Source organism: Nocardia sp. GP40 (assembly GCF_050434125.1).
Lineage (GTDB): Bacteria > Actinomycetota > Actinomycetes > Mycobacteriales > Mycobacteriaceae > Nocardia > Nocardia albiluteola.
Genome location: NZ_JBNPVW010000004.1, coordinates 229,934 through 245,327, shown reverse-complemented (window position 1 = coordinate 245,327; position 15,394 = coordinate 229,934). Strand labels below are relative to the sequence as shown.

The 15,394-nt window shown below is 69.7% G+C and carries 11 protein-coding genes; 8 read left to right on the top strand and 3 right to left on the bottom strand.

The genetic code is table 11. The features are described 5' to 3' along the window. The first annotated feature begins 55 nt into the window (after window positions 1-55). The gene (locus ABH933_RS14290) at window positions 56-1,261 is read left to right on the top strand and encodes a class I adenylate-forming enzyme family protein (RefSeq protein WP_429422800.1); all 1,206 of its coding nucleotides are present in this window, start codon (window positions 56-58) and stop codon (window positions 1,259-1,261) included. An 86-nt stretch (window positions 1,262-1,347) separates the two neighbouring features. Here the strand turns inward: ABH933_RS14290 and ABH933_RS14285 are convergent, their stop codons facing one another. Further along, window positions 1,348-1,797 (bottom strand): VOC family protein, encoded by a 450-nt coding sequence (locus ABH933_RS14285; protein WP_429422802.1) that lies wholly within the window; start codon window positions 1,795-1,797, stop codon window positions 1,348-1,350. Continuing rightward, window positions 1,754-2,707, bottom strand: coding sequence for a helix-turn-helix domain-containing protein (locus ABH933_RS14280; RefSeq protein ID WP_429422804.1), 954 nt, complete (start codon window positions 2,705-2,707; stop codon window positions 1,754-1,756). The genes ABH933_RS14285 and ABH933_RS14280 overlap by 44 nt, the downstream gene beginning before the upstream one ends. 99 nt (window positions 2,708-2,806) lie before the next feature. Between ABH933_RS14280 and ABH933_RS14275 the strand changes: the two genes are divergently transcribed. From ABH933_RS14275 to ABH933_RS14265, 3 genes are read left to right on the top strand one after another with little or no spacing between them, the layout of a single operon-like run. Continuing rightward, on the top strand, window positions 2,807-3,514 hold the full coding sequence (locus ABH933_RS14275; protein WP_429423200.1) for a hypothetical protein: 708 nt from the start codon (window positions 2,807-2,809) through the stop codon (window positions 3,512-3,514). After that, complete coding sequence (locus tag ABH933_RS14270; RefSeq protein ID WP_429422806.1) at window positions 3,514-4,458, top strand: ATP-binding cassette domain-containing protein; 945 nt, start codon at window positions 3,514-3,516, stop codon at window positions 4,456-4,458. Before ABH933_RS14275 ends, ABH933_RS14270 begins: the two co-directional genes overlap by 1 nt. Continuing rightward, window positions 4,455-5,255: an ABC transporter permease gene (locus ABH933_RS14265; RefSeq protein ID WP_429422808.1), complete on the top strand. Its 801-nt coding sequence runs from the start codon at window positions 4,455-4,457 to the stop codon at window positions 5,253-5,255. Before ABH933_RS14270 ends, ABH933_RS14265 begins: the two co-directional genes overlap by 4 nt. 19 nt (window positions 5,256-5,274) lie before the next feature. Here ABH933_RS14265 and ABH933_RS14260 read toward each other — a convergent pair whose 3' ends face one another. Next, on the bottom strand, window positions 5,275-5,613 hold the full coding sequence (locus ABH933_RS14260) for a winged helix-turn-helix transcriptional regulator (RefSeq protein WP_215918268.1): 339 nt from the start codon (window positions 5,611-5,613) through the stop codon (window positions 5,275-5,277). A gap of 82 nt (window positions 5,614-5,695) precedes the next feature. On the opposite strand from ABH933_RS14260, the gene ABH933_RS14255 reads away from it, so the two are divergent. The 4 genes from ABH933_RS14255 to ABH933_RS14240 all read left to right on the top strand — a co-directional run bounded on the left by ABH933_RS14255 (window position 5,696) and on the right by ABH933_RS14240 (window position 15,367). Next, complete coding sequence (locus tag ABH933_RS14255; RefSeq protein WP_429422810.1) at window positions 5,696-6,328, top strand: hypothetical protein; 633 nt, start codon at window positions 5,696-5,698, stop codon at window positions 6,326-6,328. Window positions 6,329-6,597: 269 nt separating this feature from the next. Further along, entirely contained in the window at window positions 6,598-10,359 is a 3,762-nt protein-coding gene (locus tag ABH933_RS14250; RefSeq protein ID WP_429423202.1) for an ABC transporter ATP-binding protein, read from the top strand. Between the two features lie 243 nt (window positions 10,360-10,602). Then, window positions 10,603-14,424, top strand: coding sequence for a multifunctional oxoglutarate decarboxylase/oxoglutarate dehydrogenase thiamine pyrophosphate-binding subunit/dihydrolipoyllysine-residue succinyltransferase subunit (locus ABH933_RS14245; protein WP_429422812.1), 3,822 nt, complete (start codon window positions 10,603-10,605; stop codon window positions 14,422-14,424). A 244-nt stretch (window positions 14,425-14,668) separates the two neighbouring features. Beyond that, window positions 14,669-15,367, top strand: coding sequence for a PadR family transcriptional regulator (locus ABH933_RS14240; protein WP_429422814.1), 699 nt, complete (start codon window positions 14,669-14,671; stop codon window positions 15,365-15,367). The last annotated feature ends 27 nt before the right edge of the window (window positions 15,368-15,394 follow it).

Here is a 15,394-nt window from a genome sequence, read left to right as displayed (position 1 = left end):
GAGGTGCGTCATATAGTCACAGGTGCCGCCCGGATCGAGGCACTCGGAGGGACTGATGTCGCAGCTGGTCGAATATCCGCAGACGCGAAATCCGTGGAGCGGCAACCCCGTTGCGCGCGGCGCCGACGGCGTGCTGCGCTACGGCAACCTCAATCCGGCGCTCACCGAACTCCTGGACGTGCAGGTGCACGCGTTCTCCACCCGCGAGGCCGTGGTGGAGATCGGCGGGCCGCGACTGACCTATCGCCAGCTGTGGCACAGCGCCTCCCGGATCGCGGGCGGGTTGCAGGACCACGGCATCGGCTACGGCGACCGGGTCGCGGTGTGCATGCCCGTCGGTGCGCGCTGGGTGCAGGCGTTCCTGGGTGCGCTGCTGTCCGGCGCCGTGCCGGTGCTGGTGCCCGACGGGCTGCCCGATGCGCTCGCCGCGCAGGTGCTGCACGACAGCTCCGCGGATTTCGTCCTGGACGCCGCGAACGAACTACCCGACGGCGCCGCCTTCATCGACGACGGCGCGTCCCTGAGCGAAATGGCGCTGCTGTGCTACACCAGCGGCGCGGTGTCCCGGGGCGTCGAGCTGACCAACGAGAATCTGCTCTCGGCGGTGCGCTCGATGGTGGGCGCGCTCGACCTGCCCACCGACGGGCTGCGCAATCTGGTGCTGCTGCCGCTGGCCCATGCCAGCGGCAGCGTGGATCAGATGCTGCCGACCTTCGCCGTCGGCGGCACGGTGGTGCTGGCCGGCGATCCGGCGCTGATCGCGGAAACCATTATCGCCGAACGCGTCGACACCGTCTCCGCGACGCCGCGCATCTTCGCCGGACTGCTGCCGGACCTGGCCGGGCTGCGCGCCGACGGCGTGCGGCAGGTGTGCAGCGCCGGGCATCGCGCCGAACTGGCCGCTACCGATCCGAGCACCTGCGAGGTCGTGGCCGCCGCGCTGCGCGAGGTATTCCCGCTGGCCCGGCAGTGGTCGGTATGGGGTGCGACCGAGACCAGCGGGATCGGCCTGGCCCTGGCCGACAACGGCGAACCGCACCACCGCGATCTGCTCGGACTCCCCTTCGGCGGCACGGAATTGGCGCTGTGGGGTCCCCGCGCCCGCTTGGGTCACGGCGAATTGCTCTGCCGCGGACCGAATGTCACGCGCCGCTACTGGAACGATCCACAGACCACCGAATCTCGCTTCACCGGAACCTGGTTCCACACCGGCAACCAGGTCGACATCGACCAGGACGGGCTGGTCCACCGCGCCGAATAGCGGCGCCACCGAATCGGCCGGGACTTACACCGTCGTCGGCCCCGGCGCGGATCCCACCGTGGCACCGAACTTCTCGCCCATGCCGGTCAGGAAGGCGCTCCGGCGTACGTCCCGAAGCTCCAATGCACGCCCTCGGGGTCGCGGCAGCTGAATTCACGCGAACCGTAGTCCTGATCGCAGAGCTCGCGGGTGATGGTGGCGCCCGCCGCCTTCGCACGCTCGTAGAGTGCGTCCGGGTCGTCGATGACGATGTAGACCGAGCCCGTCCCCGGCGGCAGGCCCGCGAGCACCGAATCCTCACGCACCGAGCCGAGCATGATGCCCCCGCCGCGCGGGAATGCGAGTTCGGCGTGATCGACGACGGGACCGCTCTCGGGATAGCGGACGCGCTGTACGAAACCGAAGGCGCGCTCGAGGAAGTCGATCGCGGCGACGGCATCGCGATAGCGGAATGCCGGCCACACCACCGTGCCGCCCGGCTGCCGGGCCGTCTCAATAGTTGTTGCGGACGTGCTGGTCTGGGTTGAATCTGTCATGACTACCACCTTCCAACAGCTCGGGATCGAGATCTTGGACGAATGGGAACTCCTCGAGGGCCAGCCAGCGCGAGGGCGGCATCCCGGCCATCTCGCGCCACTCGCGAGCCATGTGGGCCTGGTCGTAGTAGCCGCTCGCGACGGCCACATCGGCGAGCGTCGCGCCGGGCCGCGGAGAGGTCGCGACCACGCGCAGCCGCCGATGCGAGGCCTCGAAACGGGCCAGGCGCACCGCATCCTTGGGCGTGATGCCGAATTCGGCGCCGAAGCGCGTGGCGAGATGCCTTCTGCTCCAGCCGATCTCATCGGCCACCTCGGCGACCCGGGCGCCCGGCGCGGTGAGCATGCGCCACGCCTGGGCCAGCCCGGCCTCGATCTGCGCCTGCCGGACCGCACCCAGCAGCACCTCGTCGAGTATCGCGAATCTCCCCGGCCAGTTCGGTGTGGCCGCCAGCCGCTCGCGCAGGTCCCGCACCCGCGGGCCGAGCAGATCGCCCAGATCGACCAGCCAGGACCCCAGTTCGGCGGTGGGGGCGCCGAACAGCGCCCGCGAGCCGAGCGGCGTCAGGGCCAGCTGGATGCCGTGCTGGTAGCCGCGGTGCGCGATGGTCGCCGGGTGGATGGTGAGGCCGCTGGCCAGGGCGTCCCAGGTGCCGCCGGGCTGGCCGGGCTGTGAGGACACCGGTACCGCGATCGGCTCATCGATCGTGATGATGACGGTGAGCGTGGTGGCCGGCATCCCGACATGGGTGCCCGGGGCGAATCCACACAGCAGATAGCCGCTGTACGAGTGCACGAAGGGCCGCAGCAGCGGATCGGGAAGCCCCCGGCATCCCCCGGAAACGCCGTGCTCCGGACGGTCCCGCCCGGACACGCGGTATGCGGTTGGTTCGCTCGCAAGCTCACCCATGGCCCTACGGTAGCCCCGGGTACCGACAACGTCGACGGTCGGCGGCGTCGCGCGGGGCACTATTACACTCGGCCCGGACGAGAGGGGTGAAAAGTGCCGATATTCAAGACCGGTGTGGAGAAGGCGGTGCGATCGCTGCTGGACGACGGCACGCGGCTGCAGGCGCCCGCGGTCGCGAAGTACGTGGACCGGTTCCGGCGCTCCCACCCCGGCGAATCACCCGCCCAGATCGTCGAGCGGCTCGAGAAGATGTATCTGACCACGGTCACCGGCAGCGGTACGGCGGTCGGCGCCGCCGCCGCGGTGCCCGCGGTCGGCACGCTCGCCTCCCTGGCCGCGGTCAGCGCGGAGACCATGTTCTTCCTGGAGGCCTCGGCGGTGTTCACCCTCGCCGTGGCGAGCGTGCACGGCATCGCCCCCGACGACGCCGAGCGCCGCCGCGCGCTGGTGCTGGCCGTGGTGCTCGGCGAGAGCGGGATGCAGATCGTGGAGAAGAACGTCGGGCATTCGGCGAAGAACTGGGGCACCCTGCTCGCCGGGCGCATCCCCGGCATCACCGCCCTCAACGATGCGCTGATGAAGCGGTTCGTGCTGCGCTTCCTGGCCGAGCGCAGCCCGCTGATGTTCGGCAAGGTGCTGCCCGCCGGAATCGGCGCGGCCATCGGCGGTTTCGGCAACCGCACGCTCGGCAAGCGCACGATCGCCAACGCGCGCGGGGCATTCGGCCCGGCCCCGCTCGCGTGGCCGACGCCGCTGGTCATCGACGCGGATCCCCTGCCCGCCCTGGACAATCGAAAGATACAGTAATGAGTCCCGCACGGCCGCTCGCCTTTTCCGTCTCCGGGATCACCCAGGAATTCGACGGTGTGACGGTGCTGCGCGGGGTCGGTTTCTCGGTGCCGATCGGCACCACGGCCGCGCTGGTCGGGCCGCCCGGATCGGGCAAATCCACCCTCGTGGAGATCCTGCTCGGACAGGCCCGGCCCACCTCCGGGACGGTGTCGATCGGCGGCACCGGCTCCGAGGCGGGCAGCGGCCGCTCGCTCGGCGCCCTGCTGCAGCCGCGCGGGCTGCATCCGGCGCGCACCGTCCGCTGGCACCTGCGTGTCTATGCCGCGGCGGCGGGCATCCCCGACGACGAGGTGGACGCCGTCCTGGCCACCACCCGCCTCGACCCGGCCGCGGACACCAAGGTCCAGGCCCTGACGCCGAGCATGCAGGCCCGGCTGGCGCTGGGGATAGCGCTGCTCGGCAATCCCCGGTTCCTGATCCTCGACGATCCGCTCACCGGGCTGGATGCCGCCGAACGCGCCTGGCTGTCCGACCACCTGCACCGGCACGCCCGCCGCGGCGGCGCCACACTGCTCACGGCGCAGAGCCTGTCGGCCGTGCTGCCGGTGGCCGACAACCTGATCGTGCTGAGCCGGGGGTCGGTCGTGTATCAGGGCAGTCCCCGCTCGCTGCGGCGCAGCCACCCCGACCGCCTGGTGGTCGCCGCGTCGAGCCCGATCGCGCTGGCCACCATGCTCGCCGCGGAGGGATTCACCGACGCGGTGATGCGCTCGGACGGGCGGCTGGCGATCGCCGAGGCCACCCGCTCCGAGATCGAATCCGCCGCCGGGCGAGCCCGGGTGCGGCTGACCGAGGTGATCCCCGAACCCGTGCACCCCGATCGCGTGCTGGCCGCGCTCACCGGATCCACCCCGGCGCCCACCAGAACCGCTCCGATGTCGTATGGGATGCCGCGATGAACCTCACCATGCCCGCCCTCCCCACCGTGCCGGTCCCCGTGCGCCGGGCCGCATGGTCCGAGATCCGCCGGATCAGCACCCGGCGATCGGGGTGGGTACTCGTGGCGGTCTGCGGGGCGATCGGTCTGGTTACCACGCTGCTGAGCGCCCAGGTCGGCAGCGGTCCGCAGTCCAGTGGGCAGATCGCCACCGGAACCGCGACCGTCGGGCTGTATCTCGCGCTGCTGGTGGCCATCGTGGCGTCCGCGGTGACCGGAGCCCTGAGCACCGGTGCGGAGTACCGGTACGAGAGCATGCCGCTGACCGCGCTGTTCATTCCGGATCGCGATGTGTTGTTCGGCGCGAAACTCGGTGTGGCGGCTGCCTATTCGCTGCTGTTGGGGCTGTCCGCGGAGATCGGCGCCGCACTCGGCCTGGCCGCGCTGGGCCGGGACAAGATCCAGTTCGGGCCGCAGCTGGTGGGTGCGTTCGGCGGCGGGCTGCTCGCTGCGGTGTGCTGGGGCGTGATCGGTGCGAGCCTGGGCCTGCTGGTTCGCTCCACCGCCATTGCCGTCACGGCCGTGATCGGCTGGTGTATCGTCGCCGAACCCCTGATCTGGCTCGTCGCGAGGGGCGTGGGAATCCCGGGTTTCGCTGTGCTGCTTCCCGATTCGGCCACCATCGGCGCGGTCGCCGTCGGATCCTTCAGCCGCAGCCCGTTCTTCGCCCCCAGCGCCGCGTCAGCGGTGGTGCTGATCCTGTGGACCGCCGCCGCGGGCTTCGCCGCCTGGTGGTACCTGCGCAAGCGCGAGTTCTAGAACTCCCGCACCCGGCAATTCAGGCGTCGAGCCTGCGGGTGCCGGGGATATGGCTCAGGCCCCACTGCACCATCGCGTCCAGTATCGAGTCCAGGGCACGCCCCTTGTCGGTCAGGCGGTAGGAGTAGCGGGGCGGGTTGTCCTGGTACGCGGTGCGGGTCAGGATGCCGGCCTCCTCGAGTTTGCGGAGGCGGTCGGCCAGGGTGTTGGTGGGGATCTGCTCCCCGGCGAGCATGAAGTCGCCGTAGCGGAGTTCGCCCCTGATCAGCAGGTCGCGCACGATCAGCAGCGACCATCGGTCGCCCAGGATGTCGAGCGTCCCGGCGATCGCACACTCCGACCGTGGTTTCTTCGTCATGGAACCTCCTGAAGTCACTTGCATATTTAAAGTTACCACTTTAGAGTGACTTTAAAATTGCAAGTCACTACGGAGGCTCCCTATGACCGCATCCCTCGCCGCCCCGTCCCTGACCGCCCGCCGCACCCCGGCGCTGCTCTCCGCGCTGGTCGCCGCCTGGCTGGCCCTCGCCATCGCCCTGAGCGCCGCCGGCGTGTTCCGCGGTCCGGCGTCCAGCCCACCCATCGCGCTCGGAATCTTCAGCGCCGGACCGCCTTTGGTGATTCTCGCGCTGTTGCTCACCTCGGATCGCGTCAGGTCCTGGGCACGGCAGGCCGATCTGCGGGTGCTGACTCAGCTTCAGATGCTGCGCGTGGCCGGATTCACCCTGCTGGTCCTGGGCGTGATGGGCTCCCTGCCCCGCTCGTTCGCGCTCCCCGCGGGCATCGGCGACGTCATCGTCGCACTCACCGCGCCGCTGATCGCCACCTTTGCGCTCGGCACCAGCCGCCGCTGGATCTTCGTGGCCTGGACCGCATTCGGCATATTCGACCTGATCAATGCGGTCGCACTGGGGATCCTGAACACGGACTCCTCGATCGGACTCCTCACCCACGGAGCGAATTCGAACGCCATGGGCTCCCTGCCCCTGGGCCTGATCCCGGTGTTCGGCGTTCCCTTCACGATGATCCTGCATCTGTTGTCGCTGCCCCACCTGCGCCGCTGGAACGCCTGACAACTCTGCCCCGCCGACAGCCGCTCGCCGGAGTCATGGATCCAGCTATGACTCCGGCGGGCATTTCCGCACGCGGGTGACCATTCACCGCGCGGCGCCGCCGAGTTCCCTGTCGAGTTCGGCGCTGGATTTCGCGCAGGGTGCACCGCGCGGGGGGCGGATCGGTGGGAACCGGAACACGGTGTCATGAACCCGATGCCGCCGCCGGGCGGTCGGGCGAGCTTCGGCCCGGCGGGCTTGTCGGTTCCGGTCGGTAATGTCGATGGGTGATGAGGGTGATCGGCGCGAGCGGGGGCAACGTGGAGGAGACCGGCCAGGGCGGATGGTTACGGCGGCTGTGGGTGGCGTGCTGCACGCGGCCGGGGCTGCTGTCCGGAGTGATTGCCGTACTCGTGGCGGGGGCGGTGGCCGAGGTGGCGGTGCCGGTCGCGGCCAAGCAGGCGCTCGATCGGGCACGGGTGGGCGATGTGCACGCCATCGCGGCCATCACCGGGGTGTTGGTGGCGCTGGCGGTCGTGCGGTTCGGGACCTCCATCGGGCGGCGGTGGCTGGCGGGGCAGCTGGCGCTGGATGTGCAGCACGACGTGCGGGTGGCGCTGCTGACGGCGCTGCACCGGTACGACGGGCGGGGCCAGGACGGGGTGCGGACCGGGCAGGTGGTGTCGCGGTCCATCTCGGATCTGCAGATGGTGCAGGGGTTTCTGGCGATGGCGCCGATGTCGGCCATGCAGCTGCTGCTGGCGGTGCTGGCCGCGGTGGTCATGCTGATGCTGTCGCCGCCGCTCGCGCTGGTCTCGCTGCTCACCGTCCCCGCCCTGATCCTGGTCGTATACCGGGTCCGGCCGCGGCTGCACGCGGCGACCTGGTCGGCGCAGCAGCGGGCGGCCGATGTGGCCCAGCACGTGGAGGAGACCGTCACCGGGGTGCGGGTGGTCAAGGGGTTCGGGCAGGAGGCCCGGATGGTGCGCGTCCTGGAACGGCATGCGCGCACGCTCTACGGCGAGCGGATGCGCGCGGCCCGCATCAACTCCTGGTTCTCCCCCACCGTCGCCGCGATTCCGCAGCTCGGCATGGTCGCGGTGATCGCACTGGGCGGCGCCTTCGCGCTGCACGGCACGATCGGCGTCGGCACCTTCCTGGCGTTCGCGGCGTACGTCACCATGCTCGCGGGCAGCACGCGGGTCGTGGCGAGCGTCATCGTGATGGCCCAGCTCACCCGGGCCGCCGCCGAGCGAGTGTTCGCGGTGATCGACGAGGCACCCGACACCGTCGACCCGCCCTCCCCGCAGCCGGTGCCGCAGGGGCCGCTCGGCATCGAGATCGACTCGCTCACCTTCGGATTCGATCCCGGCCGCCCCGTGCTGCACGATTTCGACCTGACGGTGCGCCCCGGCGAGACCGTAGCGATCATCGGGCCCGCCGGCTCGGGCAAGTCCACGCTCGCCCTGCTGCTGCCGCGCTTCTACTCCCCCGACGCCGGGCGGATCACGTTGCGAGGCGCGAACGGCGAGGCCGACATCGCGCGGGTGCGCGCGGCCGAGCTCCGCGCCGCGATCGGGGTCGTCTTCGACGAACCGTTCCTGTACTCCGACACGGTCGCGGCCAATATCGCGCTCGGCCACCCCGATGCCACGGCACAGCAGATCCGGCACGCCGCCGAGCAGGCCGCCGCGCACGAGTTCATCACCGCCCTGCCTGAGGGCTACGACACCGTGGTGGGCGAGCGCGGCCTCACCCTCTCCGGCGGCCAGCGCCAGCGCCTGGCCCTGGCCCGCGCCCTGCTGGCCGATCCGCGCATCCTGATCCTCGACGACGCCACCTCCGCCGTCGACGCCGTCACCGAGGCCGCCATCTTCGATGCGCTCCCCAGCGACAGCGGCCGCACCACCGTCATCCTGGCCCACCGCGAATCCACCCTCGCGCACGCCGATCGCGTCATCCGCCTGCCGGAGCCGGATCGGGAGCAGGTCGCCGATCTCTGGCCCGACACCGACCAAACCCCTGCCGCTGCAATCCATCCGGCGGCAGTCACGGCCGGCAACGGCCGCGGCACGATCGAGATGTTGCCCATCTTCGCACAACCTTCCACCGAAGGCGCCGCACCGCAACGACTTCCGGCGCCGGGCGATACCGTGGCCCTGCGGGAGCCCGCGAGCATCGCCGACTCCGACATCCCGCCGGAGATCCGCGACTCGCTCGCGCGGCTCCCCGCCGCCGCGGAACTCCCCGGCGGCGACATCCGCGAGCTCGAGCGCCCCGATCCGCACTTCCGGCTGCTGCGGCTGCTGCATCCGGTGCGCTGGCTGCTGGCTGCGGTCGTGACGCTGCTGGCCTTGGACGGGGCGATCGGTGTGGCCTTCCCCGCGCTGACCCGCTACGCGCTGGACCACGGCGTATCGGCACACAGCGGGGCGGCGCTGGCCGGCGCGGCGCTGGGAGCGCTGGTCCTGGCGGGCCTGAGCTGGCTGGACGAGTCGATCGGCACGATGCTGTCCGCGCGCGGGGGCGAGCGGATGCTCTACGGTCTGCGGATCCGCAGCTACGCCCACCTGCAGCGGCTCGGGCTCGACTTCTACGAGCGCGAGTTGTCCGGCCGGATCATGACCCGGATGACGACCGACATCGATGCGATGTCGACCTTCCTGCAGACCGGCCTGGGCACCGCGCTGATCGGCGTTGCCACCGCGGTGGGAGTCCTGGTGGCGTTGGTGATCTGCGATGCCGGGCTCGCGCTGGTGATCTTCGTGGCGCTGCCGCCGCTTATCATCGCGACGCTGGTCTTCCGCAAGATCTCGGCGTCGGCATACTCCGCCTCCCGGGAGCGGGTCGCCACCGTGAACGCCGACTTCCAGGAGAACATCGCCGGGCTGCGCACCACCCAGGCCTACCGCTCCGAGCCGCACGCACAGGGGCGCTTCACCGGATATTCCGATGCCTATCGCCACGCCCGGATGCGGGCACAGAAGGCGATCGCGGTGTATTTCGGCTTCATCGTCGCCTGGGCCGACCTCGCGCAGGCCGTCGTGGTGTACCTCGGCGCCCGCGATATCGCGCACGGGGTCACCACCGCGGGCACGCTGGTCGCCTTCATCCTCTACCTGGGCCTGCTGATCAACCCGATCGTGCAGCTGTCGCAGGTGTTCGACGGCTATCAGCAGGCGCGCGTGGGCCTGAAACGGATCGAAACCCTGTTGCGCACGCCGTCGTCCATCGAGCCGGATCCGCCGCGGGAGCGCGCCGCGGCCGCCGTGCGGGGCGCGGCGGATGTGGAATTCGACACAGTCCACTTCCGATATCCGGATGCCCCGGCCGAGGCCCTGAGCGGCGTGCGCCTGCACATTCCGGCCGGTTCCAGCCTGGCGCTGGTCGGCGAGACCGGCGCGGGCAAGTCCACGATCGTGAAACTCCTTGCACGCCTTTACGATCTGCCACGCGAGGATCCCGCCCCGCATCCCACCGGCGCAATCGTGGTCGACGGCGCCGACGTGCGCGACTACCGCCTCGCCGACTACCGCGCCCGCCTGGGCGTCGTCCCGCAGGAGGCGCACCTGTTCACCGGCGATGTCGCGAGCAATATCGCCTTCGGCCGGCCCACCGCCACTCCCGCCCAGGTCGAGCGGGCCGCCGACACGGTCGGCGCCCTGGAGATGATCGCCGGGTTACCGGGCGGGATGCGGCAGCCCGTCGGCGAGGGCGGGCGCGGGCTGTCCGCCGGGCAGCGCCAGCTGATCGCGCTCGCCCGCGCCGAGCTGGTCGGTCCCGACCTGCTGCTGCTCGACGAGGCCACCGCCGTGCTCGATCCGGTCAGCGAGGAGAAGGTGCTGGCCGCGAGCACCGCCATGACCCACGGGCGCACCGCGGTGATCGTCGCGCACCGGCTCGCGACGGCGGCGCGCGCCGACCGCATCGCCGTCGTCGCGGACGGCCGGATCGCTGAAATCGGCACGCACGCAGAGCTGGTCGAGGCGGGCGGCATCTACACCCGGTTGTGGGAGGCCGCGGGTGCAAGTGAAGGAATATTCTCGACCTAGGACTCGTCGTCATAAAGGTGGTCGGTCAGTCCGGCGATTCCGGCACCCGTCAGGGTTTGCCGACGGGGTGCGGGGCCGCGACGGGTCGAGAAGAGGCAACGTGTGTAAACAGACAACGAACCACGGGTACCACCGTGCGGCGTCATTTCACCCAGGGGCCTATCCTCAGAAAGGGCGCATCGGCGCGCATCTTGCCGATACCCGTGCCGGGCACGTCACAAACGTCGCAGCGCGAAGAACGAAATGAGGCGAACACCTGCTGTGAGCAGCTCAACATCCCAGTTCGGACAGAACCAGTGGCTCGTGGACGAGATGTACCAGAAGTACAAGCAAGACCCCTCGTCCGTAGATGAGAGCTGGCATGAATTCCTGGCCGACTACACGCCGGAGACCCCGGCCGACTCCGGCAACGGAACCGTTGCCACGGCGACAGCTGCCGCCGCTTCCGCTCCCGCCGCCGTCGCTGCCCCCGCGCCCGCCCCTGTCCCGGCCCCGGCCGCTCCAGTGACGCCCGCGCCGGCACCGGCTCCGGCCGCCGCCCCACCGGCGGCGCCCAAGGTGACCGCCGCGGCCTCGGCCGCCGCCGCGCCGCCCGCGGCCCGCGCGCCGCAGACCACCCCGGCCCCGGCCTCGAACGCGCCGGCTCCGGCCGCCGCGGCCGAGCCCGCGACCGACACCTCCCAGGTGCTGCGTGGCCCCGCCGCCGCGATCGTGAAGAACATGTCGGCCTCGCTGACCATCCCGACCGCCACCAGTGTGCGCGCCATCCCCGCGAAGCTGATGATCGACAACCGGCTGGTCATCAACAACCACCTGGCCCGCACCCGCGGCGGCAAGATCTCCTTCACCCACCTGCTGGGCTACGCGATCGTGCAGGGTGTCAAGGCCTTCCCGAACATGAACCGGCACTACGCCGAGGTCGATGGGAAGCCGAACGCGGTCACTCCCGCACACACCAACCTCGGTCTGGCCATCGACCTGCAGGGCAAGAACGGCCAGCGCACGCTCGTCGTCGCGGCCATCAAGAACTGCGAGTCGATGAACTTCGCGCAGTTCCACAGCGCCTACGAGGATGTCGTGCGGCGCGCCCGCGACGGCAAGCTGACCGCCGAGGACTTCGCGGGCGTCACCATCTCGCTGACCAACCCGGGCACCATCGGCACCGTGCACTCGGTGCCGCGGCTGATGCCTGGGCAGGGCACGATCGTGGGCGCGGGCGCCATGGAGTACCCGGCCGAGTTCCAGGGCATGAGCGATCAGCAGCTGGCCGAGATGGGCATCGGCAAGCTGATGACCCTCACCTCCACCTACGATCACCGCATCATCCAGGGCGCGGAATCCGGCGACTTCCTGCGGACCATCCACAACCTGCTGATCTCCGACGAATTCTTCGACGAGATCTTCCACGGCATGGGTGTGCCCTACGAGCCGGTGCGCTGGCGCAAGGACATCAAGGAGCGGGGGGTCGACAAGAGCGTCCGCGTCCAGGAACTCATCGCCGCCTACCGCAACCACGGCCACCTGATGGCCGATACCGATCCGCTGCGCCTGGTCAAGGACAAGTTCCGCAGCCACCCGGACCTGGACGTCACCCAGCACGGCCTGACGCTGTGGGACCTGGACCGCGAATTCAACGTCGCGGGCTTCCACGGCCAGGAGCGGATGAAGCTGCGCGATGTGCTGTCCATCCTGCGCGACGCCTACTGCCGCCACATCGGCGTCGAGTACACCCACATCCTCGATCGCGAGCAGCTGCGCTGGATCCAGGACCGGGTCGAGCAGAAGCACGCGAAGCCGACCGTCGCCGAGCAGAAGTACATCCTGTCCCGGCTCAACGCGGCCGAGGCCTTCGAGACCTTCCTGCAGACCAAGTACGTCGGTCAGAAGCGCTTCTCGCTCGAGGGCGCCGAGGCCGTCATCCCGATGATGGACTCGATGATCGACCAGTGCGCCGAGAAGGCCCTGGACGAGGTCGTCATCGGCATGCCGCACCGCGGCCGCCTGAACGTGCTGGCCAACATCGTCGGCAAGCCCTACTCGAAGATCTTCACCGAGTTCGAGGGCAACATGAACCCGGCCGCCACCCACGGCTCGGGCGATGTGAAGTACCACCTCGGCGCGCACGGCACCTACATCCAGATGTTCGGCGACAACGACATCCAGGTGTCCCTCACGGCGAATCCGTCGCACCTCGAGGCCGTCGACCCGGTGCTGGAGGGCCTGGTCCGCGCCAAGCAGGACCTGCTGACCAAGGAAGACCTGGTCACCAAGGGTGAGGAGGCACGCACCTTCTCCGTTGTGCCGCTGATGATGCACGGTGACGCCGCATTCGCCGGACAGGGCGTGGTCGCCGAGACCCTGAACATGTCGGGCCTGCGCGGTTACCGCGTCGGCGGCACCCTGCACATCGTGGTGAACAACCAGATCGGCTTCACCACCGCGCCGGAGTACAGCCGCTCGACCGAGTACTGCACCGATATCGCCAAGTTCATCGGCGCGCCGGTCTTCCACGTGAACGGCGACGATCCGGAGGCCTGCGACTGGGTGGCCCGCCTGGCGGTCGACTTCCGCGAGCGGTTCCACAAGGACGTCGTGATCGACCTGATCTGCTACCGCCGCCGCGGCCACAACGAGGGCGACGACCCGTCGATGACCCAGCCGTACATGTACGACGTCATCGACACCAAGCGCAGCGTCCGCAAGTCCTACACCGAGGCCCTGATCGGCCGTGGTGACATCTCCATGAAGGAGGCCGAGGACGCGCTGCGAGACTTCCAGGGTCAGCTGGAGCGGGTCTTCAACGAGGTTCGCGAGCTGGAGAAGTACCCGCCGGAGCCGAGCGAATCGGTCGAGGAGGAGCAGACCGTTCCGGGCACGGTCGTCACGGCCGTGGACAAGACGGTGCTGCAGCGCATCGGTGACGCGTTCCTGAACGTGCCCGAGGGCTTCAACGTGCATCCGCGCGTCAAGCCGGTGCTCGAGCGCCGCCGCGAGATGGCGTACGAGGGCAAGGTCGACTGGGCCTTCGCCGAGCTGCTGGCCTTCGGTTCGCTGATCGACGAGGGCCGCGCGGTGCGCCTGACGGGTCAGGATTCCCGCCGCGGCACCTTCACCCAGCGGCACTCGGTGATCATCGACCGCAAGACGGGTGCGGAGTACACCCCACTGCACAACATCGGCAGCGCCGCGCCGGGCTGGTTCGCGGTGCACGATTCGGCGTTGTCCGAGTACGCCGCGGTCGGCTTCGAATACGGCTACTCCCTGGGTAATCCGGACGCGCTGGTGCTGTGGGAGGCGCAGTTCGGTGACTTCGTCAACGGCGCGCAGTCGATCATCGACGAGTTCATCTCCTCCGGTGAGGCCAAGTGGGGCCAGCTCTCGGAGGTCGTGCTGCTGCTGCCGCACGGCCACGAGGGCCAGGGCCCGGACCACACCTCGGGCCGCATCGAGCGGTTCCTGCAGCTGTGCGCCGAGGGTTCGATGACGGTGGCCGTTCCCTCCACCCCGTCGAACTACTTCCATCTGCTGCGTCGCCACGCGCTGGACGGCATTCGCCGCCCGCTGATCGTCTTCACCCCGAAGTCGATGCTGCGCAACAAGGCCGTGGTCTCCAATGTCGAGGACTTCACCGACTCCAAGTTCCGCTCGGTGCTCGAGGAGCCCACCTACGAGAGCGGCGACGGCGACCGCAGCAAGGTCAAGCGGATCCTGCTGACCAGCGGCAAGCTCTACCACGAGCTGGTCGCGGAGAAGGGCAAGAAGGGCCGCGACGACGTCGCCATCGTGCGCATCGAGCAGCTGTACCCGATCCCGGGCTACCGGCTGAACGAGAAGCTGTCGACCTACCCGAACGCCACCGATATCGCGTGGGTGCAGGAGGAGCCGGCCAACCAGGGCGCCTGGCCGTTCTTCGGCCTGAACCTGCCGGAGATCCTTCCGGACCGGTTCACCCGCCTGCGCCGGATCTCGCGCCGCGCGATGTCGGCCCCGTCCTCGGGTTCGTCGAAGGTGCACGCGGTCGAGCAGGCCGAGATCGTCGCGGAGGCGTTCGCGCCGACGGTCTAACCGAACCCCTCCCGGGCACTGTGCCCGGGTAGACACGGTCACTGCGCCGGGTCGAAGCCGCTCCCCGCGGAGCGCTTCGGCCCGGCGCAGTCGTATGTCCGGCACCGCCCTCGCACCTGTGATGGTGGCCATCACCCCTTGTGCCCTACTGTTCCACGTCGTATATTCGGCGTGGAATATTTCTAGCGGGTTATGTCGTTCGCTATCGCTAGAGTCGCGATGAACCGCAGAGGGAGTGAGTGTGATGACCAAGCAGCCGAGTGCCACGCTGACGCCACTGGCGATGTCGGCGCTCGCGCTACTCGAGGAGCGGCCGATGCATCCGTACGAGATGTACCAGCTGCTGCTGCAGCGCCGGGAGGACTACATCGTCAAGATCCGGCCCGGCTCGCTGTATCACACCGTCACCCGCCTGGCCGAGCAGAATCTGGTGCACGCCGAGGGCACGAATCGGGCCGGCAACCGGCCCGAGCGCACCACCTACGGCATCACCGAGGCCGGCCGCACCGCACTGCGCACCCGCATCGCCGAGATCCTGCGCAAGCCCGTCAACGAATATCCGATCTTCCCGGTGGCCATGTCCGAGGCGCACGATCTGCCCGCGGGCGAGGTGATCGAGCTACTCACCGAGCGCATCGGCTGGCTGGACACCCATATCGCCGAGATGGACGCCGTGCTGGCCTTCCTGCCCGTCAAGGGGGTTCCCCGCCGGTACTGGATGGTCATGGAATACCTACGCGCACAGGCCGATTCCGAGGCCATCTGGCTGCGCCGCATCGTGCGGGAGCTGCGTGACGGCACGCTCGAATGGGAGCAGTACACCCCCGAGGGCGTGCGAATCACCGACGCCACCGACGATTTCGGTCCCGACTGGGGCGCGGCCGTCACCGACGACGTGCTCGCCCAACTGCGGAAGGGCGGTGTCCTCCCTGCCGAGCAATGAGGCGAACTCGCGCGCCGCACAACCGAC